A 26,299-nucleotide genomic window follows, 5' to 3' on the forward strand; every position below is an offset into this window, starting at 1 on the left:
ATGCCGCCACAGACCCTCGTCGAACGACTCCGTGAGCATGCCGCCTCGCGTGCCGATCATCCGGCGCTGCGCTTCATCGAAGGCGACGACGTCGTCGACGAGCTGTCATTCGCGGCGCTGGACCGGCGCATCCGTGCCCTTGCCGCGCATTTGCAGGAGATCGCGCGTGCCGGCGAACGTGCCGTGATCCTGCTGCCGAACGGGCCCGACTATGCGGTTGCGTTCTACGCCTGTCTCTATGCCGGGGTCATTGCCGTGCCGGCCTATCCGCCGGAGGCCGGTAAGGAGCGCTACGCCAGCCGCCTCGACGGCATCCTGCGCGATGCGGCGCCACGGCTCATTCTCACCCAGGCGCGGCTTCGCGACGCCGTCACGGCCTGTGTGGGCCAGACCCGGGCCGATGTTGTTGCCGTCGACGAGGTGCCGGTCGGCGCGGCCGTCTCCTGGCGCGAGACGGAGCTGAACGGCGATGCGATCGCGTTCCTCCAATATACGTCGGGTTCGACGTCGCAGCCGAAGGGCGTCTGCGTCACCCACCGAAACCTCGTCGCCAATGAGATTGCGATGGAGGCGGTGCTCGGCGGCACCCGGGATGACGTGTTCGTCAGCTGGCTGCCGCTCTATCACGACATGGGATTGATGGGCGGATTGCTCAATCCGCTGTTCACGGGTTTCACCGCGGTGCTGATGACGCCGCGCAATTTCCTCGAGCAGCCGCGGCGATGGCTCGAGGCCATCGATCGCCACGGCGGCACCTGCAGCGGCGGGCCGGACTTCGCATTCGCGCTCTGCGCGGACCGGATCTCGGATGCGGCGATCGCGCACCTGGACCTTAGCCGCTGGCGCTTCGCGTTCTCCGGCTCGGAGTTCGTGCGGCGCGCGACGCTGGATCGCTTTGCCGCGCGCTTCCGGCCCGCGGGCCTCGATCCTCGCGTTCTGACGCCTTGCTACGGCCTTGCCGAGGCGACCTTGCTGGTGACCGCAGGCGACAGCGCGAGCCTGGCGGCTTGTCATATGCTCGATTCCGCAGCACTCGCTGGCGGCCGTGTTGCCGATACCGACGCAGGGACGGACCTGATGGTCTGCGGCACCGTGGCCGACGGTCACGCCGTCCGCATCATGAGAACCGATGCGTCCGCCCAGGCCGAGGCGAACGAAGTCGGAGAGATCTGGGTCGCGGGTCCGAGCGTCGCGCAGGGCTATTGGAACAATCCCGAGGCGACGCAGCAGACGTTCGTCCTTCGCGACGGCGCGCGCTGGTTGCGGACCGGCGACCTCGGATTCGTCCGTGACGGCGAGCTCGTCGTCACCGGGAGGCTCAAGGATCTGCTGATCGTTCGCGGCCAGAACATCTATCCATTCGACCTGGAGCAGGCTGTCGAGTCCGACGTGGCCTCGGTCCGGAAGGGGCGCGTCGCGGCCTTCCCGGTCGAGATCGATGGCGCCGAAGGCATCGGCGTGGCGGCCGAGTTCAGCAGGGCGGTGCTGCGGCGGACGCCGGCCGATGTGCTGATCAAGGCGATCGGCGATGCGGTCATGCGGCAGACGCAAGATTATCCGGCGGTGGTCGTGCTGCTGAACCCGCAGGGCATGCCGTTGACCACCAGCGGCAAGCTGCAGCGCTCCGCCTGCCGCGCCGGGTGGGCGCACGGCACGCTCGACAGTTTCAGGGTGTTCGAGCGGCGGCGTGAGGCGGCGGACCGGTCGCCGTCCTCGGAGCTTGCAACGGAAACCGAACGCCGTCTTGCGCTGATCTGGCGGGATGTGCTCCGGGTCACGGCCGTCGGCTGCGGCGACGACTTCTTCATGCTCGGCGGCAATTCGGTCGCAGCCGCCCAGGTCGCGGCGATGGTGCGCGAGCAGTTCGGAATCGAGCTCGCGCTGCGCAGCTTCTTCGATGCGCCGACGCTCGCAGCGCTTGCGGCGCTGGTCGATGCGGCCGGCACCGATGCAAGAGCGCTGGCGCCGCTGCAGCCGGCCCCGGCGGGCGTGCGCGAACTGCTGTCGCCCGCGCAAGAGCGGCTGTGGTTCCTCTGGAGCATGGACCCGGCCAGCACGGCCTACACCATCGCCTGCACGCTCCGCTTCGACGGCGCGCTCGATCAGGCGCTGCTGGTGCAGGCGCTGACCGAGATCATTGCGCGGCACGAGACGCTGCGCACCAGCTTTGCCGCGCCGGACGGTCGTGTCGTGCAGGTGATCCATGCGGCAACCGAGATTCCCGTCGCGGTCGAGGATCTACGGCGCAGGCCGGCAGCGGAGCGCGCGTCGCGGGCCGCGGCGCGGACACGCGAGGAGCTGGCGCGGCCGTTCGATCTCGTCGATGGCCCGCTGCTGCGCGCGGTGCTGATGCAGCTCGCGGACGATCGCCACGAACTGCTTTTGTCGGCGCATCACATCGTCGCCGATGGCCTCTCGCTCGACGTGCTGCTGGCTGAGATCGCTACGCTTTATGACGGGCTCCGGCGCGGAGCAGTCGCGCTGCCGCCGCCATCCGCCATCCAATATGCCGACTACGCCGCCTGGCAGCGGGAGTGGCTCGCCGGCCCCGAGGCCGCGCAGCAGCTCGCCTATTGGCGCGGGCGGCTCGGCGATGCGGATGCGCCGCTCGCCTTGCCGTTCGACCGGCCGCGACCGGCGGTGCCGAGCTATCGCGGCGACACCATCCACCTCGCGATCCCGCCCGATCTGGCGCTGAAGCTGCGCATGCTCGCCAGGGAGCATCGCGTCAGCATGTTCATGCTTTTGCTCGCCGCCTATCAGTTGCTGCTGTTCCGCTACTCCGGCCGCTCCGACCTGCGCGTCGGGGTGCCCGTCGCCGGCCGCCGGCAGGCCGAGCTGGCATCGTTGATCGGCTGCTTCGTCAATACGCTGGTGTTGCGGGCCGACGTGGCCGACGGCATGAGCTTCGCCGAACTGCTGGCGCAGGCGAAAGAGGAGGTCATCACCGGGCTCGCGCATCAGGATCTGCCGTTCGACCGTCTCGTCGATGCGCTCAAGCCGGCCCGCTCCGGCGGCCACAATCCGCTGTTCCAGGTCAAGTTCAACTACATGGCCGCGCCGGCCGGACTTGCGCTCGGCGACGGCCTGCGCGCCGAGACGCGCATCGTCGATCTCGCCGGCTCGCATTTCGATCTCGCGCTCGATATCGTCGACGGCCCGGCGGGCATGGATGCGAGCCTGAATTTTGCGACGGATCTGTTCGATGCGGCCACGGTCGAGCGGATCGGCGGCCAGCTCGTCGATTTTCTGCGGCAGATCGCGGCCGGTCCCGACCGGCCGCTGCGCGACTTCGCGATCGCGCGGGAAGTCAGGCAGACCGTCGCAGCGGAGGCGAAGAGCTTCCCCGCGACGGATATCCTCGATCTGATCGGCACTGCGTTTGCGGGCCGCGACGACCGGGTCGCGCTGCGTCAGGGACAGGACACTGTCAGCGCAGCCGGGCTGGCGCGCTGGTCGGACCACATCGCGGGCGCGCTCGTCGCGGCCGGCGTCACGCGCGAGACGCCGGTGGCGTTGTGGATCGAGCGGTCGCCGGCCTTCGTCGCGGCGCTGCTCGGCGTCCTCAAGGCGGGCGGCGCCGTCGTGCCGCTCGATCCGGCGTGGCCGGTGGCGCGCGTTGCGCGCATCCTTCGGGACGGCGAGATTGGCATCCTGATCGCAACCGGCGAGCATCTGGCTGCGGCGAGGGCGCTGGCCTGTCGTACACTCGACGGCACTGAGCGCGGCGATGCGTCCGCGTTCGATGCCCCGCGGCCCCGTCCGGCGCAGACCGCCTACATCATCTACACCTCGGGTTCGACCGGCGCGCCCAAGGGAGTTGCCGTCTCGCACGGCGCGCTCGCCAACTACGTGCAGGCGCTGCTGTCCCGACTGCAGCCGCCTGCCGGCGGCGGCATGGCGATGGTCTCGACGGTCGCCGCCGATCTCGGCCACACCGTGCTGTTCGGCGCGCTCGCGAGCGGTGTGACCTTGAACCTGCTGCCGGCCGATGCTGCGTTCGATGCGGATGCGTTTTCGCAAGCGATGCGCGATGGCGAGATCGGCGTCCTCAAGATCGTGCCGAGCCATCTGCGCGGCCTGTTGCGGGCGCGGCGCTCGGCCGACATCCTGCCACGCGACGTGCTGATCCTCGGCGGCGAGGCCTGCGATCCCGGCCTGATCGCAGAGGTCCGTCGGCTGCGGCCGCACTGCCGGATCGTCAATCACTACGGCCCGACCGAGACGACGGTCGGCGTGATGACCCATGAGTGGACGGACGCCGACGCCGAAGGTGTGGTGCCGGTCGGATTGCCGCTTGCGAACCTGCGCGCCTACGTTCTCGACGATGCGTTGAATATCGTGCCGGCCGGGGTCGCTGGTGAGCTCTACATCGGTGGCGCCGGGCTGGCGCGCGGCTATCGCGGCGCGCCTGGACAGACGGCCGAGCGCTTCGTCCCCGATCCGTTCGGAGTCTCAGGCGAACGCCTCTACCGCACCGGCGATTTGGTGCGCTGTGATCAGGCGGGTCGGGTCGTGTTCGTGGGCCGGCGCGACGATCAGGTGAAGCTGCGCGGCTACCGCGTCGAGCCCGCCGAGATCGGCCGCGCCGTCTGCTCGTTGAATGGCGTCGCCGATGCCGCCGTCGTGGTCCGCGCCGTCGACGCGGAGCGGGAACGCCAGGAGCTCGTGGCCTATTGTGTTGCCGCGACAAACGTCGTGTTGCAGCCGGAGGCGCTGCGGCACCAGCTCTCGGCGATGCTGCCGGACTACATGGTGCCCTCGCGCTTCGTCGTGCTTGAGCGGCTGCCGCTGACCGCCAACGGCAAGCTCGACCGAGCGGCGCTGCCGCAGCCGGACGAGGACGTCGTGCTGTCCTATGCCGCCCCTGTCGGCGCGGTGGAGCAGGCGATCGCGGAGGTCTGGCAGGACGTGCTCGGCCGCGAGCGGATCGGCCGCAATGACAATTTCTTCGAGCTCGGCGGCGACTCCATTCTGAGCCTCCAGATCATCGCGCGGCTGCGCAAGCGCGGCGTCAGGCTGACGCCGAAGCAGATGTTCGCGCAGCAGACGATAGCGGCGCTGGCCGGTGTGGTTGCGACCACCTCCGCACCGGCCATGACGCCGCCGGCAGCAGCACGCAACGCAATGAACGCCTGCGCTGCGGAGCTGCTGCCGATCCAATTGCGCTTCTTTGCCGACGACATTCCCAACCGCGATCACTTCAACCAGGCGGTGCTTCTGATCCCGCGGGACCGCATCGACTGGAGCGTGCTGCAGCGGGCGCTCGATGCCGTGGTGAGGCATCACGACGCGCTTCGCATGACGTACCGTCAGGTCGCGGGCGAATGGCAGGCGGCGCCGGCCGATCTGCCTGCCGAGGCTGAGCTGCTTTGGATCCGCACGGCGGCCGAGCCGGCCGACATCGGTGCGATCGCGGCGGCGGCACAGGCGAGCCTGTCATTGGCAGCGGGATCGCTGCTGCGCGCGGTCGGGTTAGACATGGCCGACGGCAGCCAGCGGCTGCTGATCGCGGTTCATCACCTCGCCGTCGACGGCGTGTCATGGCGGATCCTGCTCGAAGACATCACGATGGCCTATGAGCAACTGGCAGGGCGGGCGGCCGCCGTCACCCTGCCGTCCACGAGCTCCGCGCCGTCGTCATGGGCGCAGCGGCTGCGCGCGCATGCGGCGTCCGATCGGCTGGCTGGCGAGATGGCCTTCTGGCTGGCGTCCTCGCGCGGCCGCGCGCTGCCCTGTGACGACGATCATGGCGGCGCCGATGTCGAGGCCGAGGCCGAGGAGGTCGTGCTCAACGTCGAGGCGGAGCTGACCGAACAGCTGCTCGATGCCGCGCCTGCGGCCTATCGCACGCAGGTCAATGACCTGCTGCTGGCGGCGCTGGCGCGTGCGCTCTGGAATTGGAGCGGGATCGATGGCGTCGCGATCGAGCTCGAGGGCCACGGCCGCGAGGATGTCTTTGCGGACGTCGATCTCACGCGGACGGTGGGCTGGTTCACCACCGCATTTCCGGTCTGTCTCGACGGCGGCAGCGAGACCGACCGTGCGCTCATCGCCCGCGTCAAGGAGAGCTTGCGCGCCGTGCCCGACCGTGGGCTCGGCTATGGCGTCCTGCGCTATCTCGGCGCGAAGGAGCAGCGCGAGGCGCTATCGCAGACGCCAAGCCCGCGTATCGTCTTCAACTATCTCGGCCGCTTCGATGGGCAGCTCGGCGCGTCGGCGCCGTACCGGATCGCGCCGGAGAATCCGGGACCGATGCGGGCCGCAGACACGCCGTTGCGGGCCTGGCTCACCATCAATGGCGAGGTGCGCGAAGGACAGCTGCGTCTCGGCTTCCGCTATGGCAGCCGGCGCTATCGGCGCGCCACCGTCGAACGGCTCGCGGAGCTCTATCGCGCGGCGCTGCATGGTCTCGTCGATCACTGCCTCGGCGCTGCCGGCGGTCTGACCCCGTCCGACGTTCCGGTCGCGGGGCTCGATCAGGCGGCGCTCGACAGGCTCTGCGCGACGATCGACTGTCGCTCCGTCGAGGACATCTATCCGCTGTCGCCGATGCAGCAGGGCTTGCTGTTCCATGCGCTGCGCGATGGCGCTGATGACGTCTATGTCAACCAGCTCTCGATCGAGCTCCGCGGGGTGACGCCGTCGCAGGTGCGTGCGGCATGGCAGGCGGCGAGCGCGCGGCATGCGGCGCTGCGGACGGGGTTTGTCTGGCAGCAATTGTCCGGCGCGGCTCAGCAGATCGTGTACCGCCAGCTCGACGTGCCCGTGGTCGAGGAGGATTGGTGTGGCCGTATCGCTGATGGCGCCGCCGCGGCGGAGATCGATGCGGCGCTCGCGGAGGCGGCGGTGCACGAGCGCAAGCCTGGCTTCGACATCACGCGGCCGCCGCTGCAGCGGCTGCGGCTGATCCGGCTCGGCGAAGACAGGCTGTGGCTGATCTGGACGCATCATCACATCGTGCTTGACGGCTGGAGCTCGGCGCGGCTGCTTGCCGACGTCCTTCAGCAGATCGGCGGCCATGCGCCGTCGGCGGCGCAAGGCAGCTATCGTGACTACATCGCCTGGCTGCAGACGCGAGACCAGGCGGCAGCCGCGGATGTCTGGCGCGAGACGCTGCGCAATTTCGAGCCCACGCCGCTGGCCGGTGCCTTGCGCGCCAGCCGCGCGATCGACGCTGCGAGCGGCCATGGCCGGCTGACTTTGCGCGTGGACGGCGATCTCGCGGCTCGCCTGCGGCGGTTCGCGACACAGCAGCGCATCACGATGAACACGCTGCTGCAGGGGACCTGGGCGCAATTGCTGCGGCAGTATACCGGGCAAAGAGCGGTCTGCTTTGGCGTCACGGTCTCGGGCCGTCCGGCCGAGCTGGCAGGCGCCGAGCACATCGTCGGCCTCTTCATCAATACGCTGCCGCTGATCGACCGCGCGCATCCGCACACCGCGACCGGCGACTGGCTGCGCGCGCTGCAGGCGCACAGCGTCGCGGCGCGCGACTATGAGTGGCTGCCGCTGCACGAGATCCAGCGCCTGGCCGACAGGGCCGGGCAGCCACTGTTCGACAGCCTGATGGTGTTCGAGAACTATCCGATCGATCGGACGCTCACCGCGCGCGACGGAGCCGGGCCGCGGATCGGGCGGGTCGACCACGTGACGCCGACCAACTATCCGATCGCGGTCATCGTGTTCGACGGACCGGAGGGGCTGCGCCTCGACTTCAACTACGATCGCGCGCAATTGGACGACCATGCGGTCCGCCAGGTGAGCGCGTCGTTGCGGGACTGGCTGACGCAGATATCGGCGGATGCCACCCGTCCGGTCGGCAGCCTTCGAATGGTCGACGGTGAGACACTGGCGTGCGTCCTGCGCTGGAGCGGAGCAGCGGTCGGCGAGACCTCATGCCGGCCGCCGTTCAGCGATTTGGTGCCCGGCCTTGTGGCGCAGATCGAGACGCGCGCGAAGGCCATCCCGGACGCGGTTGCGATCGTCAGCGGCGACCGCCGGATCAGCTACGGCGAGTTGAACGCACGCGCCAACCGGCTGGCGCGGCGACTGCGCGCGCGCGGGATCGGCGCCGATGTCCTGGTCGGACTGGCGCTGGAGCGCGACGCCGAGATGATCGTGGCGCTGCTCGCCGTGCTGAAGGCCGGCGCCGCCTACCTGCCGCTCGATCCGGACTATCCCGCCGAGCGCCTCGCCCACATGCTCCGTGATAGCGGCGCGAACTTGCTGCTGACGCAGGCCCCGCTACAGGATCGGTTCACGCGCGCGCTGGCCGACGGCGGAGTGGAGGCCTGGCTGCTGGATCGTGCCGACGAGGGCGGCGACACCGACAATCTCGACCTTTCCATTCATCCTGAGAGCCTTGCCTACGTCATCTATACCTCGGGCTCGACGGGCTTGCCCAAGGGCGTGATGGTACGCCACGGCGCATTGACGAACTTCCTGGCGACCATGGCCGAGCAGCCGGGGATCACGTCCGACGATCGCGTGCTGGCGCTGACCTCGTTATCGTTCGACATCGCGGTGCTGGAGCTGTGGCTGCCGCTCACGCGGGGCGCACGCATCGTGCTGGCTGACCGCGCGTCGGCTCAGGATCCGGCGGCGCTGAAGGCGGTCGTGGCCAGGCACGCCGTAACCTTGATCCAGGCGACGCCGTCGAGCTGGCGCATGCTGCTCGATCATGACGCGGCCGCGAGGCTGCCGCTTGGCTGCCGCGCGCTCAGCGGCGGCGAGGCGCTGGCTCCCGATCTGGCGCGGCGGCTCCTCGCGCTGAGCGGCGAGGTCTGGAACCTGTATGGGCCGACCGAGACCACGGTGTGGTCTGCGCGTCACCGGCTCGACTCCGATGATCCAACGCCGGTGCTCGGCGGTCCGATCGGCAGCACGACGCTCTATGTGCTGGACGCCAATTTCAACCTGCTGCCGCCTGGCGTGGCCGGCGAGCTGTTCATCGGCGGCGAGGGATTGGCGCGCGGTTATTGGAAGCGCGCCGGGCTCAGCGCGGAGCGCTTCATTCCGGATCCGTTCGGCGGCCCCGGTGCGCGGCTGTACCGGACCGGCGATCTGGCGCGCTGGCGTGCCGATGGCGCGCTCGATTATGTCGGCCGCGCCGATCACCAGGTGAAGATCCGCGGACATCGCATCGAGCTCGGCGAGATCGAGGCGCGGCTGCGCGCGCTGCCCGGCGTCCGCGACAGCGTCGTGGTCGCGCAGGAGTTCGGCGGCGGCAGGACCCTGGTCGGCTATGTCAGCAGCGAGAGCATGCTCGATGGCGGCGAGCTTCGCGCGGCGCTCGCGGCCGTGCTGCCGGACTACATGGTGCCGTTGCGCGTCGTCGTGCTGCCGCGGCTGCCGCTGACGCCGAACGGCAAGATCGACCGCAAGGCGCTGCCGACGACGTCGCAAGGCGAGGCGCGGGACGGCTATCAGGCTCCGGTCGGCGAGATCGAGAGCACGCTGGCCGGCATCTGGGCGGAGCTGCTCGGTCTCGACCGTGTCGGGCGGGCGGATCACTTCTTCAAGCTCGGCGGCCACTCTCTGCTGGCGGTACGGCTGCTCAGCCGCGTCGCGCAGGAGTTCGGCACGTCGATGCCATTGTCCGAGCTGTTCGCTCATCCCGAATTGGCGGAGCTCGCGCGCGTCCTCTCGATCAGGCTGATCGAGCAGGAGTTCGCCGAAGGTGAGCTCGAGGACCTGATGACGGCGGAGCTATCATGAGCGGACAATCAGGACAGTCTCGACTGCGCGACCTCGATCCGGACGCATTGCGCCAGCTGGCTTCGCGCGCACGGCAGCGCGGCCGCAACGCCGGCAGACGCGACGTCAACACCATCCCGAGCATCGATCGCGGGGGTCGGCTACTGCTCTCCTTCGCGCAGCAGCAGCTCTGGCTGCTGGCACAGCTCGAGGGCGGAGGCACGAACTATCACATCGACGTCGCGCTGCGGCTGCGGGGCCGGCTCGACATCGGCGCATGGCGCCGCAGCCTCGATCGGCTGTTCTCCCGCCACGAGGCGCTGCGGACGGTCTTCGTTGCCGAGCAGGGCGAGCCGCGAGCCATGCTGTTGCCGCCGGATACCGGCCTGCCGCTGGAGATGCACGATCTTCGCAGCTGGCCGGACCGCGAGACGCGGCTGGCCGACCTGCTGAATGCGTGGACGCGCGCGCCGTTCGATCTCGCTCGGGGTCCGTTGATCCGCGGCCACCTGATCAGTCTCGGCGATGATGATCACGTCTTTCTGCTCAGCCAGCACCACATCATCTCCGACGGATGGTCGATGGGCGTCATCGTTCGCGAGCTCTCGGCGCTGTATGGCGCCTTCGCCGCAGGCGGCGACGATCCGTTGCCGCCGCTGGCGATTCAGTATCCGGACTATGCAGCATGGCAGCGCCATGCGCTCACGGCAGATCGGTTGCAGCGGCAGCTCGATCATTGGACCGCCGTGCTGCAGGACGCGCCATCCGTGCTGGCATTGCCGACGGACCGTCCGCGTCCCACGCCGCGATCCGACGCTGGCGCAGCGGTGGCTGTCGAGATCGACGACGGTCTTTCGGCCGATATCAGGCAATTGAGCGTCGCGCTCGGCGCCACCCCGTTCGTCATCGTGCTGGCGGCCTGGGCGATCGTGCTGTCGCGGCTGGCCGGCCAGCAGGATCTCGTCATCGGCACGCCGACGGCCAATCGGATGCGTTCGGAGCTCGAAGGCCTGGCCGGCTTCTTCGTCAACATGCTGGCGTTGCGGCTCGACCTCTCGCGCGGTCCCGCTGTGGCCGAACTGATCGAGCGAGTGAAGACGGCCGTTCTTGCGGCGCAGGATCATCAGGACCTGCCATTCGAGCATCTTGTCGAGGCGCTCCAGCCGCCGCGGCATCCGGAATACACGCCCGTGTTCCAGGTGGTGTTCGCATGGCAGAGCCATGATATCGGCTCATTGGCGCTGCCCGGCCTGGCGGTCGAGCGCCTTGCGACCGAGCAGCACAAGGTCAAGTTCGATCTCGAGCTCGATCTCAGTGAGAGCCGTGGCCGCATCTCCGGCAAGATCAACTACGCGACGGCGCTGTTCGACGCCGAGACCGTGCGGCGCTATCGCGGCTATCTGCTGGCTACGCTGCGCGCCATGGTCGCTGACACCAGCCAGCCGGTCGACCGCATCGAGCTGCTACCGGCCGAGGAACGCGCGCTGCTGCTGGACAGCTGGAATTGCACCCGATCGTTCACGCCGGCCGACTGCTGCATCCAGGATCTCATTGCCGAGCAGGCACGCCGCCGGCCGTCAGCGGTGGCGCTGGTCCATGACGAGGTCAGACTGACCTATCGGGAGCTCGAGCTGCGCGCCAATCGCCTCGCGCATCACCTCGTCGCGCTGGGCGCCGGTCCGGACCGGCTGATCGCGATCTGCCAGCAGCGCGGCGTCGATACGATCGTCAGCGTGCTCGCGGTGCTCAAGGCCGGGGCCGCCTATCTGCCGCTGGATCCGACCTATCCGCTGCAGCGGCTGCGCGAGATCGTGGCCGATGCCCAGCCGATGCTGCTGCTCCGTGACCGCGAGAGCGCCGGTGCGCTCGGCGACGTGGCATGCCCCGTGGTCGATGTGGAAAGCGATGCACCGGCCTGGAGCGGGCTGCCGGACAGCGCGCCGGATGTTGATGCCCGCGGCGTGACGCCGCGCAATCTCGCTTATGTCATCTACACCTCGGGCTCCACCGGGCGGCCGAAGGGGGTGATGATCGAGCACCATGGCCTGGTCAATCTCGCGCAGGCCCAGATCGGGCTGTTCGACACCGGTCCGGACAGCCGGGTCGCGCAGTTCGCCTCCTTCAGTTTCGACGCAAGCGTGTGGGACATCGTCATGGCGCTCTGCGCCGGCGCCGAGCTGCATCTGCTCGGAAGCCGCGAGCATCGCGACGCAGCCGAGCTGTTGAACTATCTCGCCGACCATCGCATCACCCACGCCACCCTGCCGCCCGCGATGCTGCAGGGCCGCTCGGACCTCGCGCGGCTCTCCGGGCTCGAGGTGCTGGTTCTTGCCGGCGAGTTGCCGAAGTCGGAGCTGTTCGAGGTTTTGCCGTCGGAGATTGCGGTCTTCAACGCCTACGGCCCGACGGAAGCGACCGTCTGCGCCACCGCGTGGCGTCGTCCAGCCGGCTTTGCCGGCGGTATCGTCCCGATCGGGCGCCCGATCGCCAATGCGCGCATCTATCTGCTCGACGCCCAGGGCATGCCGGTGCCGCGCGGTGCCGTGGGTGAGATCTGGATCGGCGGGGCAGGGGTTGCGCGCGGCTATCTGAACCGTCCGGATCTGTCGGCGCAGCGCTTTGCTGCCGATCCCTTCGGGCTGTCGGCCGACGCGCGGATGTATCGAACCGGTGACCTCGGCCGCCATCTGGCCGACGGCAATATCGAATTTCTTGGCCGCAACGACCATCAGGTGAAGATCCGCGGCTTCCGTATCGAACTCGGTGAGATCGAGCATCGGCTGAATGCGCAAACCGGCGTGCGGGACTCGGCGGCGCTGGCGCGGCGCGATGCGCAGGGCGATCTCAGGCTCGTCGCCTATGTGGTGCCGGCAGACGACACCGATGACGCCGCCGCATGGGCCGCGCAGCTGCGCGGGCAATTGCAGGCGTGCCTGCCGGATTACATGGTTCCCTCGGCGATCGTCCGCCTCGATGCGTTTCCGCTGACACCCAACGGCAAGGTCGATCGGCAGGCGCTGCCGGCGCCGGACGACGAAGCGTTCGGCCGCGGCGCCTATGATCCACCCCGGGGCGAAATCGAACAGGCCCTCGCGGCCATCTGGCGCGAGCTGCTGGGCATCGAGCGCGTCGGCCGCAACGATCATTTCTTCGAGCTCGGCGGCCATTCGCTGCTCGTCGTCCGCATGCTGGACCGGCTGAAGCGCCATGCACTGACGCTCGATGCGCACATGGTGTTCGCCAGGCCGGTGCTGCGCGATCTCGCGGCCAGCCTGCGGCCCGGCGAGGAGATTGCGATCCCCGCCAACCTGATCGCGCCGGAGAGCGCGGCCATCACGCCGGACATGCTGCCGCTGATCGCGCTGAGCCAGCCCGAGATCGACCGCGTGGTCGCCCAGGTGCCGGGCGGCGTCGCCAACGTCCAGGACATCTACGCGCTGTCGCCGTTGCAGGAAGGCATCCTGTTCCATCATCTGCTGGCGACCGAGGGCGATCCTTACGTGCTGGTCGCACAGATGGCATTCGCGGGCCGCGATCTGCTGGATCGTTATCTCGCCGCGGTTCAGGACGTGATCGACCGGCACGACGTGCTGCGGACGTCGTTCCTCTGGGATGGGTTGTCGGTTCCGGCGCAGGTGGTCTGGCGCCACGCACCGCTGAGCGTCACCGAAGTCGCGCTCGAAGGTCACGCGCCGGCTCAGGTCGAGCTGGCCCGCCGCTTCGATCCGGGATCCTGCCGGCTCGATCTGACCCGGGCGCCGTTGCTGCGTCTGGTTGTCGCCCGTGACGAGGAAAATGATCGCCTGCTGCTGCTGGTCCTGCTGCATCACATGGTCGGCGACCATACCACGCTGCAGGCGTTGCATGAGGAGGTGCAGCTGATTCTGTCGGGGCGCCGCGCTGATCTGCCTCCGCCGATTCCATTCCGCAATCTTGTCGCCGAAACGCGCAAGCCCGCCGGGCAGGATGCGCAGCAGCGTTTCTTCCGCGGCATGCTCGCCGACATCGATGCGCCCACGGCACCGTTCGGATTGATGGAGGTGCGCAGCGACGGCGACGGCGTGCGCGAGGCAAGGCTGCCCCTGCCGGCCGCGCTCGACGCGCGGCTGCGTGCACAGGCGCGGCGCCTTGGCGCGAGCCTCGCCAGCCTCTGTCATGTCGCCTGGGGGCAGGTGCTGGCGCGCAGCAGCGGGCGCGAGCAGGTCGTGTTCGGCACCGTGCTGCTCGGCCGCATGCAGGCCGGTCACGATACCGGCCGCAGCCTGGGCCTGTTCATCAACACGCTGCCGGTGCGGCTCGATCTCGACGGCACGTCGGTGGAGGACAGCGTTCGCGCGGCGCATGCGCGGCTGGCGGAGCTGATGGCGCATGAGCATGCCTCGCTGGCGATGGCCCAGCGCTGCAGCGGTGTCGCGCCGCCGACGCCGCTGTTTTCCGCGATCTTGAACTATCGGCACGGCCGGAGACAGGATGCGCAGGTGGATGCTGAGCTCCCGCAAGGCGTCGAATGGCTCGGCGGCGAGGAGCGCACCAACTATCCGCTGATGCTGGCGGTGGACGATGACGGCCATGGGCTTCACCTGACGGTCCAGGTCGCGGCGCCGGTCGCGCCCGAGCGGGTCGGCGCGATGATGCAGCAATCGCTCGATCAACTCGCGTTGGCACTGGAAGAGGCGCCCCATACGCCGGTGCGCCGGATCGACGTCGTTCCGGACGATGATCGCGCGCGGCTGCTGCAGGCCTGGAATGCGACGGCGACCAACGCTGCGAATGCGCCCCGCGTGTATCGACAGTTCGAGGCGCATGCGGCGCGAACGCCCGATGCGGTCGCGCTGGTGCATGGACCGGAGACGATCAGCTACGGTGCGCTGAATGCGCGGGCGAACCGGCTGGCGCGGCGGCTGCGGGATCGCGGCGTCGGCCCCGATGTGGTGGTCGGGCTCGCGCTGGAGCGCGGCGTCGCGATGATGGTGGCGCTGCTCGCGGTGCTCAAGGCGGGCGCGGCCTATCTGCCGCTCGATCCGGACTATCCCGCCGAGCGTCTCGCGCACATGCTGAACGACAGCGGTGCCAAGCTGCTGCTGACACAGGCCACGCTGCACGACCGGTTCGCGCCGGTGCTGGAGCGGAGCGAGGCCGAGGCTTGGCTGCTCGAGGTCGCGGCCGGCGATGGCCTCGGCCAGACCGACAATCTTTCCGTCGACGTGCACCCCGAGAACCTCGCCTACGTCATCTACACCTCCGGCTCGACCGGGCTGCCGAAGGGCGTGATGGTGCGCCATGCCGCGCTGACGAACTTCCTGGCGACGATGGCCGAACAGCCGGGCATCGCGGCCGGCGACCGCGTGCTCGCGCTGACGTCGTTGTCCTTCGACATCGCCGTTCTGGAGCTGTGGTTGCCACTCACAAATGGCGCCCAGGTCGTGCTCGCCGACCGTGCCGCGGCCCATGATCCCGAGGCCCTCAAGGCGATGGTCGCACGGCACGGCGTGACCATGATCCAGGCGACGCCATCGAGCTGGCGCATGCTGCTCGATCACGACGCGGCCAATCCTGATCCATGGCTGCCGAAGGGCTGCCGCCTGCTGAGCGGCGGGGAGGCGCTGGCCTCGGATCTGGCGCGGCGGCTGAACGCAGAGAGCAGCGAGGTCTGGAATCTGTATGGGCCGACCGAGACCACGGTGTGGTCGGCGCGCCACCGCCTCGATGGCGCGAATCCGGTGCCGCTGCTCGGCAGCCCGATCGGCAACACCGCACTGTACGTGCTCGACGGCGAGCTCAACCTCGCGCCGGTCGGCGTCACCGGCGAGCTCTTCATCGGTGGTGACGGGCTCGCGCGCGGCTATTGGAAACGCGCGGCGCTGAGTGCCGAGCGCTTCATTCCGGATCCGTTCGGCGACGACGGCGCGCGGCTGTACCGGACCGGGGACCTCGCGCGCTGGCGGGCCGATGGCGTGCTCGACTATGTCGGCCGCGCCGATCATCAGGTGAAGATCCGCGGGCATCGGATCGAGCTCGGCGAGATCGAGGCGCGGCTGCGGGAGCAGCCGGGCGTGCGCGACAGCGTCGTCGTCGCGCACGAGCTCGGCGGCAGCCGTCAGTTGGTCGGTTATGTCGGCGGCGAGGCCCCGCTCGATGGCAGTGAGCTGCGCGCCGCGCTCGCAACGGCGCTGCCGGACTACATGGTGCCCTCGCGCGTCATCGTGCTGCCGGAGCTGCCGCTGACCCCGAACGGAAAGATCGACCGCAAGGCGCTGCCGCGGCCGGATGCGACGCCTCCGGGGGCGCGGCGCGTCGATCCGCGCAATCCGACCGAGGCTGCGCTCGCGGCGATCTGGGCCGAGCTGCTGCACAGGCCGGCGGTCGGCGTCACCGATGATTTCTTCGAGCTCGGCGGCGACTCGCTGGTGGCCGTCCAGCTCGTCGGCCGCATCAAGCGCGATCTCGCGCGGGAGCTGCCGTTGAAGCGGCTGTTCGAACTGACCACGGTCGAGACCATGGCATCCGCGCTCGCCGCGGACCCGCCGCCGAGGCGCAGCGACGACATCGCCGCCATGTTCGATCTGCTTGAAGAAGTCGAGTTCGCCAATGAATGATCAGTCCGGGCTTCAGGCCCAGCAGCTCAGCGAGATCGCGCGCCGGTTGGTGCGTCTCGACGCGCCAAAGCAGCGCGCCTTCCTGACGCAGTTGGCGGCCAAGGGCATCGATCTTTCGATTCTGCCGATCGCCCGGCAGCAGCTGCAGCGCGCGCTGTTGTCGTTCGCGCAGGCCCGCCTCTGGTTCCTGTGGCGGATGGATCCGGACGGCTCCGCCTACAACATGCCGGTCGCGATCCGGCTGCGGGGCCGTCTCGATGCCGCCGCGCTTCAACGGGCGCTCGACGAGCTGGTCATGCGCCATGCCGCGCTCCGCACCACGTTCAGGCAGGACGGCGGCGAGCCGGAGCAGATCGTGGGACCGCCGGCGCCGGTCGCGCTTCGCCGCATCGAGATTGCCGGCGATGATTGCGAGCAGCAGGCGCGCCGGCTGCTGCGTGAGGAAGCGGCGCTGCCGTTCGATCTCGAATCCGGACCGCTGCTGCGCGCGGCGCTGCTGAGGCTCGACGAGCACGACCATGTTCTCTCGGTGACGCTGCACCACATCGTCGCCGATGGCTGGTCGATGCAGGTCCTCACCGAAGAGTTCTGGCAGCTCTATCGCGCAGCCGTCCGCGGCGAGACCGCCTCGCTGCCGGCGCTCGAGATCGACTACGCCGATTTCTCCGCCTGGCAGCGGCTGTGGCTCGGCGCGGTGGAGGAGGAGCGGCAGCTCCGCTACTGGACCGGCCGGCTGCACGACACGGCGATGCTGCAACTGCCGTTCGATCGGCCGCGTTCGGCCCAGACCGACCAATCCGGCGGTGCCATATGCCTGTCACTCGGCGCCGAGCTTTCCGATCGTCTGCGCGAGCTTGCGCGGCAACATCACACGACGCTGTTCGTCGTGCTGCTCGCGGCACTGAAGCTGGTGCTCTATCGCTACAGCGGCCAGGACGACATCAGCATCGGCGTTCCCCTCGCCAATCGCGATCGGCCGGAAACGCGGCGCCTGATCGGGCTGTTGGTCAACACCCAGGTGCTGCGGACGCGGATCGACAGCCTGGGGACGATCGCCGACGTCGTCGAAACGCTGCGCGCGGCTTCGCTCGAGGCCAGGGATCACCAGGACCTTCCGTTCGAACGGCTGCTCGACGTGTTGCAGCCACAGCGCAGCCTGAGCCAGACGCCGCTGTTCCAGGTGCTCTACAACCATCAGCATCGGCGCGGGCCGGCGCATGCGCCGGCTAGCTCTGAATTGCAGATCGAGACGATCGCGGCCGAGATTGAGACGGTGAAATTCGACCTCGCGCTCGACAGCGAGGAATTGCCGTCGGGGGACGTCTCGGCGCTGTTTTCCTTTGCCACCGCGTTGTTCGAGCGGTCGACCATCACGCGGCTCGCCGGCCATTGGCTGACGATCCTGCAGGAAATGGTCGCAGATCCCACGCGCCGGATCGCGGCGCTGGAGCTGTTGTCGGACCGGCAGCGCGACGACGTCAGGCAGTGGAATGCCTGCGCGCCCGCGCGCGCGGCGTTCCAGTCGGTGCACCGGATGTTCGCGCGGCACGCCAAGGACACGCCGGGCGCGACAGCCCTGGTGTTCGGAGCCGAGACGATCAGCTATCAGGCGCTCGATCGCCGCGCCAATGCCATCGCGCAGCATCTGCTGGCGCTCGGCGTTCGACCCGGCGAGCTCGTCGCGCTCTCGATGCAGCGTTCGCCCAATCTCGTCGCCGGTTTCGTTGCCGTCCTCAAGGCCGGCGCCGCCTATCTGCCGCTCGATCCCGATCATCCACCAGCGCGGCTTGCTGCAACCGTTCGCGATGCCGGCGCGCGCGTCGTGCTGGTCGATGCGGCGGGACGATCGCAATGGCCGCCGATGCCGGGCATCGCAGTCGTCGATCTCGGCGTGATCCCGGCCGAGACGACGGAGATTGATCCCGCGGTCGATGTCCATCCCGCGAGCTTCGCCTACGTGATCTATACGTCCGGCTCCACCGGTGTACCGAAGGGCGTCGCGGTCGCGCATGGACCGTTCGCGATGCATTGCGACGCCACGGCCGGTCTCTACGAGATGGACCAGCAGTCGCGCGAACTGCACTTCCTTTCTTTCACCTTCGACGGCGCGCATGAGCGGTTGTGGACCGCGCTGAGCTGCGGCGCGGCCTTGGTGATGCGCGACGCCGATCTCTGGTCGGCGGAGAAGACGCTCGAGGTGATGCGCGCGGAGCGCGTGACCAATGCCGGCTTTCCGCCGGCGTACCTGCAGCAGCTCGCCGAATTCGCGGCGTGGCGCGGCGATCCGCCGCCCGTGTCGCTGTATTCGTTCGGCGGCGAGGCGATGCCCAAATCGGGCTTCGACAAGGTCAGGCAGGCGCTGCGGCCGCGCAAGCTGATCAACGGCTACGGTCCGACGGAGACGGTGGTCACGCCGCTGGTCTGGAAGGTCGACGCCGATGCCGAGATCGACTGCGCCTATGCGCCGATCGGCCGTCCGGTCGGCCGGCGCTCGGCCTATGTTCTCGACGGCGATCTGAACATCGTTCCGGTCGGCGTCATCGGCGAGCTTCATATCGGCGGCGAGGGGCTCGCGGCCGGCTATTGGAATCGGCCGGCGCTGACGGCGGAGCGCTTCATTCCCGATCCGTTCGGCGCACCCGGCGCGCGGCTGTATCGCACGGGCGATCTGGCGCGCTGGCGTGCCGACGGCGTCATCGACTATGTCGGACGGTCCGATCATCAGCTCAAGATCCGTGGCTTCCGCATCGAGCCGGGCGAGGTCGAGGCGCGGCTGACGCGGCAGACGGGCGTTCAGTCGGCGGTGGTGGTTGCACGCGAGATCGGCGGACGCCAGCAGCTGATCGGCTATGTCCGCGGCGAGGATGGCCTCGACGAGGCAACGCTGCGCGCGGCGCTGACGGAGGAGCTGCCGGACTACATGGTTCCGGCCCGCATCGTGCCGATGTCGCAGATGCCGCTCACGGCGCATGGCAAGGTCGATCGCGACGCTCTGCCGGTGCCCGAGTCATTGTGTGCCGAGACAGACTATGTCGCGCCGCAATCGGCCGTGGAATTGGAGCTGGCGGCGATCTGGGCCGAACTGCTCGGCCATTCGCGGATCGGGCTCACCGACAATTTCTTCGAGCTCGGCGGCGATTCCATCATCTCACTGCAGGTGGTCGGACGGGCGCGGCAGCGTGGCCTGTCAATCGAGCCGCGCGATCTGTTCCGGCATCAGACGCTGCAGGAGCTGGCGCGGGTCGCACGCCGCGATCGGGCGGTCATTGTCTCCGCTGAGCCCGGCGCGCGCGACGGCGATCCGGTGCCGCTGTTGCCGATCCAGCGCCGCTTCTTTGCCGAGGACGCGGGCCAACGGCATCACTGGAACCAGGCCTTGATGCTCGTACCCTCGGCGCGGTTCGACTGGCGCGTGATGGCGCGGGCGGTCGATGCCGTGGTGGCGCATCACGATGCCCTGCGGCTGCAATTCGAGCAAAGCGACGGCACGTGGCACGCGAGATACGGCAAGATGCCGGCGAGCGCCGATCTCCTCTGGATCCGCACTGTTCAGGACGCGGCGGAGATCACCTCGGTTGCGGCGGCCGCGCAGGCGAGCCTGTCCTTGCAGGGGCCGTTGCTGCGCCTCGTCGGCATGGACGTTGCGGACGGCAGCCAGCGGCTTCTGATCGTCGTGCATCATCTCGTCGTCGATGGCGTGTCGTGGCGCGTCCTACTCGAGGACATCGCCGCGGCGTATCGACAGGCGGCGCAGGGCGCGGCCGCGATTGTTTTGCCTCCCAAGAGCCAGTCCGTGGCGTCGTGGGGCAAGAGGCTCGAAGACTACGCCGCGAGCAAGGAGCTGGCCGACCAGCTCGTCTATTGGAGACAGCGCAGCGTCGCTGACGATCTGCCGTGCGACGACGATCACGGGGAGACCGATCGCGTCGCCGACGGCGAAGACGTCGCCGTGTCGTTCGATGCCGACGTGACCGGGCAACTGCTCAAGCAGGCGCCCGCCGCCTACAGGACCCAGGTCAATGATCTGCTGCTGGCGGCGCTGGCCCGCGCGGTCAGCCGCTGGTGCGGACTCGGTGAATGCCTGGTCGAGCTCGAGGGCCATGGACGCGAGGATCTGTTCGAAGGCATCGACCTGTCGCGCACGGTCGGCTGGTTCACGACAGCATTTCCGGTTCGGCTCTCCGCTGGCGCGAGCGACGACGCCACCCTCATCAGGTCGATCAAGGAGGAATTGCGGGCCATCCCGGCGCGCGGGCTCGGCTACGGCGTGCTGCGGTATTGCGGCAGCTCCGAGCAGCGCGCCGCCCTGGCGGATGGAGCCGAGCCGCGGATCGTCTTCAACTATCTCGGCCAGTTTGGCGCCGGCTCCGACCTTGCCTTCGCGCTCGCGCCGGAAGGCGCGGGGCCGTCGCGCAGCGCCAGCGCGCCGCTCGGCCGCTGGCTCAGCATCAACGGCCAAGTGTTCGACGGCCGGCTGAAGCTGACATTCAGCTTTGGCCGCCGCCGCTATCGCCGCGCGACGATCGAGCGGCTGGCCGCGTGTTATTCCCTGGCGTTGCGCGAGCTGGTCGCGCATTGCACCGGTGGCGCACACGGCCTCACGCCGTCCGACGTTCCGCTGTCGCGCCTCGGCCAGCTGGAGCTCGATTTGCTTGGAGCTATGTGCGATTGGCGCGATGTCGAGGATATCTATCCGCTGTCGCCGATGCAGCAGGGCATGCTGTTCCACGCGCTGCGCGACGGCGAGAGCGGCAACTATGTCAGCCAGATCGCCGTCGACGTCGAAGGCGCGGACGCGGCGCGCCTGCGCGCGGCGTGGCAGGCGGTGACGGCACGACACGCGGTGCTGCGGACCGCGTTCGTGTGGAGGGAATTATCGAGCGCGCCGCAGCAGGTCGTCCATCGGCAGGTTCCTGTTCCCTTCGTCGAGGAGGATTGGCGCGACCGTGCGGACTCGATGGATCGAGCCACGCGTGACGCGGCGCTGGCCGAGGTGGCGGCGGCCGAATGGCGCGCCGGCTTCGACCTGTCACGGCCGCCGCTGCAGCGGGTCCGTCTCATCGATCTCGGCGGCGGCGTTTGCCGCCTGATCTGGACCCATCATCACATCCTGCTCGACGGCTGGAGCGCGGCGAGGCTGATCGGGGAGATCATGCAGCATGTCGGCGGCGCGTCGCTGGGCGTACCGCGCGGCCGCTATCGCGATTACATTGCCTGGCTGCAGCGACAGGATCGCGAGGCGTCGATTGCGTTCTGGTCGCGCTCGCTGTCGCAGCTCGGCGAGCCGAGCCTGCTCGCCGATGCGCTTGGCTGGCCGGCCGCACCAGCCGAAGGCCGTGCCTCGATCGACCTCGTCATCGATGCGGCGGAAACCGAGCGGCTGCAGCTCGTGGCACGACGCGAGCGGGTGACCTTGAACACGCTGCTGCAGGGAGCCTGGGGCCAACTGCTGCGGCGCTTGACCGGCCAGGATGTCGTCTGCTTCGGCGCCACGATTTCCGGCCGGCCGCCCGAGATCGCGGATGTGGAAGAGACGGTCGGCCTGTTCATCAACACCGTGCCTGTGCTCGAGGATACGAGACCGCAAACGCTGGTGGGCGACTGGCTGCGCGGCTTGCAGGATCGCAACGTCGACCTGCGCGAGCATGGCTGGATGCCGCTGCACGAGATCCAGCGTCTTGCCGGCCGGGCCGGCCGGCCGCTGTTCGACTCCATCTTCGTGTTCGAGAACTATCCGGTCGACGCGGCGCTACGCGATCAGGCCGCCGAGGGGCCGCGCGCCAGCCGCGCCGAGCAGATCTCGATCACCAACTATGCGCTGACGGTCGCGGTGTTCGCGACCGACGCCGGCATCCGGCTCGGATTCCGTTACGATCGCAGCCGGTTCGACCGACCGCAGATCGAGCGGATGCAGGCGGCGTTCGCCTGTCTGCTCGGGCGCATCACCGACGACAGCAGCCGCCCGGTCGCGGAGCTGCATGGCCTCGACGCCGACGCTTTGCAACGGGTGCTCCGCTGGAGTTCTGGGCCCGCCGCGCCGACGGCGAAAGACGGCTTCATCGACGTCGTGACGCAGATCGAACAGCAGGTCGCACGGTCGCCCGCGGCCGTCGCCCTGATCTCTGATCAGGAGGGGATCAGCTACGCCGAACTGAACGCGCGGGCCAACCGACTGGCGCGACAGATCAGGCAGGCCGGCGTCGCTCTTGATGCTCCCGTCGCCCTCGCATTCGAGCGCAGTGCCGATCTGGTCGTGGCCGTGCTGGCGGTGCTGAAGGCCGGGGCCGGCTACCTGCCGCTCGATCCGGATTATCCCAGCCAGCGGCTCGCCGCGATGCTGGGCGACAGCGGCGCGCGACTGGTGCTGACGCAGCCGCAGTTGCACGATCGGCTGATGGAGATCACGGCAGGGGCGGGCGCCGAGCTGATCGCCGTCGACGACAGCCGCGCTTCGCACGGGATCGATGCCGGCAATTCGGATCTCCGCAGTCCGATCCACGCCGAGAGCCTCGCTTATGTGATCTACACGTCCGGCTCGACCGGCATGCCGAAGGGCGTGGCCTGCACGCGTGGCGCGCTGGCGGCACGGCTGGCCTGGATGCAGCGGGAGTACGGGCTCGATCCCGGCGAAACGCTGTTGCAGAAGACGCCGTTCAGCTTCGACGTCGCGGTGTGGGAAATCCTGTGGCCGTTGACGGTCGGCGCGCGGCTTGCGATCGCAGCGCCGGGCGCCCATCGCGAGCCGAAGCGGCTGATCGATGCGGTCATTGCGCATGGCGTCACGACGCTGCATTTCGTGCCCCAGATGCTCGCGCAATTCGTGGCCGAGCCCGAGGCGCGCCGATGCGTGAGCTTGAAACGCCTGTTCTCTGGCGGCGAGGCTCTGCCGGTCCAGCTGAGGGACCAAGTCTACGCGGTATTTCCAGCGATCCGGTTCGACAACCGCTATGGACCGACCGAAGCGCTCATCAATGCCAGCTTCTGGAGCTGCCGCGAGGCGAGCGGGCCACGCGTTCCGATCGGCGTGCCGATCCCGGGTACGATCCTGCGCATTCTCGATGCCGACCTCAATCCGGTCGCCGAGGGTACGACGGGCGAGCTCTATATTGGCGGCGACGGGCTGGCGCGCGGCTATCTCGGTCGCGCGGCGCTGACGGCCGAGCGCTTCATTCCCGATCCGTTCGGACCTCCCGGCGTGCGGCTGTACCGGAGCGGCGATCTGGCGCGCTGGCGCAGCGACGGCGCCATCGACTATGTCGGCCGCACCGATCATCAGGTGAAGGTTCGCGGCTTCCGCATCGAGCTCGGCGAGATCGAGGCGCGGCTTCGGCAGCAGCAATCGGTCACTGCGGCCGTCGTCATCGCCAGGGAATTCGGGGCAGGCCGCCAACTGATCGGCTATGTCTGCGGTGACGGCACGCTCGATGCTGCGGTGCTGCGCGACGCCTTGTCCGCGACGCTGCCGGACTACATGGTGCCGGCGCGGATCGTGGTGCTCGATCGTCTTCCGCTGATGGTGAATGGCAAGGTCGATCGCAATGCGCTGCCAGCGCCGGAGGCGCCCGCATCAGTCACGCGGATTGCGCCGCGGACGGCGGCCGAGGCTGCGCTGGCGGCCATCTGGGCCGAGTTGCTGCATCAGCCCGATGTCGGCATGACCGACAATTTCTTCGAGCTCGGCGGCGATTCCATCATCTCGCTGCAGATGGTCAGTCGCGCGCGGCGAGCCGGCCTTCTGATCGAGCCGCGCGACGTCTTCAAGCATCAGACACTGGAAGCCCTGGCGCGCGACGCGCGGCAGATCGCTCGGCTGGAGACGACGGCGGAGCAGGGCCTCGTCTCCGGGCCACTGCCGTTGTTGCCGATTCAGCTCCGCTTCTTCGAGCAGGAGCTGGACGCGCCCGATCACTGGAACCAGGCCCTGCTGCTGCGGCCGCAGCAGCGGCTCGACTGGGACGTGCTGCGGCGCGCGGCGGTGGCCGTCGTCACCCATCATGATGCGCTGAGGCTGCGCTTCCAACGCATCGACGGCACTTGGCGCGCCGAGCACGCGTCGGCGCCGGCCGCCTCCGGTCTGTTCCGATCGTGCGAGCTGGCCGACGGCGAGGCGGTCACCGCGCTGGCCGCTGAGGTCCAGGCGAGCCTCTCGCTCGCGCAGGGTCGTCTGGTGCAGATGGTCGGCATCGATCTGCCGGACGGCGGGCAGCGCCTCCTGATCGTGATCCATCACCTCGTGATCGACGGCGTGTCGTGGCGTGTGCTGCTGGAGGATCTCGCGGCGGCCTATGATCAGCTCATGCGTGGGCAGGAGGCGACGCTGCCGCCCAAGACGCACGCCTATGCCCAATGGGGCGCAGCACTGCACGCGCACGCGTGCTCGGATGTGCTGGCTGCCGAGCTCGATCATTGGTCCGGTCTCCGGCAGACGGATGACCTGCCGTGCGATGTCGATCATGCGGATCGGGATACGAGCGCCGACGCTGACGACGTGCTGCTCGCGATCGACGCGGAGCTGACCGCGCGTCTGCTGGGCGCCGCGCACGGCGCGTACCGAACCCAGGTCAATGATCTGCTGCTGTCGGCGCTGGCGCGTGCGTTGTGGCAGTGGTCGGGCCGTGAGATCATGGCGATCGAGCTCGAAGGCCACGGCCGCGAGGATCTCGGCGACGGGCTCGATCTGTCGCGAACCATCGGCTGGTTCACAACCGCCTTTCCGGTGCAATTGACGGCTGGATCGCAGCCGCCCGCCGAGCTGATCAAGGCGACCAAGGAGATGCTGCGGTCCGTCCCCAACCGGGGACTTGGCTACGGCGTGCTGCGTTACCTGGGGTCTGATGCCCAGCGTGCGGCGCTGAGGACGGGCCTGCAGCCGCGCATCGGGTTCAACTATCTCGGTCAGGTCGATGGCAGCGCGGACGAGACGGCGCTGTTCTCGATCGCGCCCGAGAGCGCAGGACCTTCGCGTGCGGCGTCGAGCCCGCTCCGCCACCATATCGCGATCAATGCGAGGGTGCTCGACGGCCGTCTGCAGTTGTCGTTCGGCTTCAGCAGGAAGCGCTATCGACGCGAGACCGTGACCCGCGTCGCCGATTGTTTCGGAGCGGCGCTGCGTGAGCTGGTCGACCACTGCACGAGCGGTGTCCATGGCCTGACGCCGTCCGATGTGCCGCTGTCGAAGCTGAGCCAGGCCGAGCTCGATGCGCTGGCGCTGGATTGGCGCGAGATCGAGGATATCTATCCGCTGTCGCCGATGCAGCAAGGTATGTTGTTTCACGCGCTGCACGACGACGGCACCGGGGTCTACGTCAACCAGGTTGCAGCAGAGATCCGCGGCCTCGACGCCGGCAAGCTGCAAGCCGCTTGGCAGGCGGTCAGCCGTCGCCATGCCGTGCTTCGCACCGGCTTCCTCTGGCGTGAATTGCCCGGACCACCGCAGCAGGTCGTTTATCGCAATGCCGACGTTGCCTTCGTCGCGGAGGATTGGCGGGAACGTGCGGCGGGACTTACTCCGTCGGCGCTGGAGGCTGCGCTCACGGCGGCCGCGGACCGCGAGCGCGCCGACGGGTTTGATCTCTCGCGACCACCGCTGCAGCATGTGAGGCTGGTCCGGATCGACGACGACCGGCATTGGTTGATCTGGACCCATCATCACATTGTCATGGACGGCTGGAGCTCGGCCCGCTTCATCGCCGAGGTGATGCAGCAAGAAGGGCAGGGGACGCTGCAGGGACAGCCGCCGCGCTTCCGCGACTACATCGGATGGCTGCAGGCGCAGGACCAGGGTGCTGCGGCCGCGTTCTGGCGAGCGGCGTTGGCCGGGCTCGACGAGCCGAGCCTGCTGTCGCAATCCGCGGCTGGCGCGCGCGTCGGCCATGGCTCGCTCGCCATGGCGGTGGACGCCGATCTCAGCGAGCGGCTGCAACGCTTCGCGACCCGCGAACGGGTCACGCTGAACACGGTGGTGCAGGCGGCTTGGGCGCAACTGCTCCGTCGGTTCACCGGCC

Annotated in this window: 3 protein-coding genes (1 of these 3 running past the window's edge); all 3 read left to right on the plus strand. The window is 68.9% G+C overall.

Annotated elements, in window-relative coordinates:
• Tightly spaced (each overlapping or abutting the next), the 3 genes in view from ACQR2C_RS11170 to ACQR2C_RS11180 form a layout consistent with a single transcriptional unit that may run on beyond the window.
• Entirely contained in the window at window positions 1-9,720 is a 9,720-nt protein-coding gene (locus ACQR2C_RS11170) for an amino acid adenylation domain-containing protein (RefSeq protein WP_434881125.1), read from the plus strand.
• On the plus strand, window positions 9,717-16,295 hold the full coding sequence (locus ACQR2C_RS11175) for an amino acid adenylation domain-containing protein (protein WP_434881126.1): 6,579 nt from the start codon (window positions 9,717-9,719) through the stop codon (window positions 16,293-16,295). Before ACQR2C_RS11170 ends, ACQR2C_RS11175 begins: the two co-directional genes overlap by 4 nt.
• Window positions 16,288-26,299, plus strand: partial view of a non-ribosomal peptide synthase/polyketide synthase gene (locus ACQR2C_RS11180; protein ID WP_434881127.1) — the 5' portion only. Its footprint extends 6,389 nt past the window's final position; only the first 10,012 of its 16,401 coding nucleotides appear in the window; it begins with the start codon at window positions 16,288-16,290; its stop codon lies beyond the right edge, outside the window. Before ACQR2C_RS11175 ends, ACQR2C_RS11180 begins: the two co-directional genes overlap by 8 nt.

The organism is Bradyrhizobium sp. HKCCYLRH3061 (genome assembly GCF_051168015.1).
Taxonomy (GTDB): domain Bacteria; phylum Pseudomonadota; class Alphaproteobacteria; order Rhizobiales; family Xanthobacteraceae; genus Bradyrhizobium.

What these genes read in the sequence shown, in the direction of transcription:
- ACQR2C_RS11170 (WP_434881125.1), top strand. Translation starts at nt 1, where the DNA reads ATGCCGCCACAGACCCTCGTCGAACGACTCCGTGAGCATGCCGCCTCG.
- ACQR2C_RS11175 (WP_434881126.1), top strand. Translation starts at nt 9,717, where the DNA reads ATGAGCGGACAATCAGGACAGTCTCGACTGCGCGACCTCGATCCGGAC.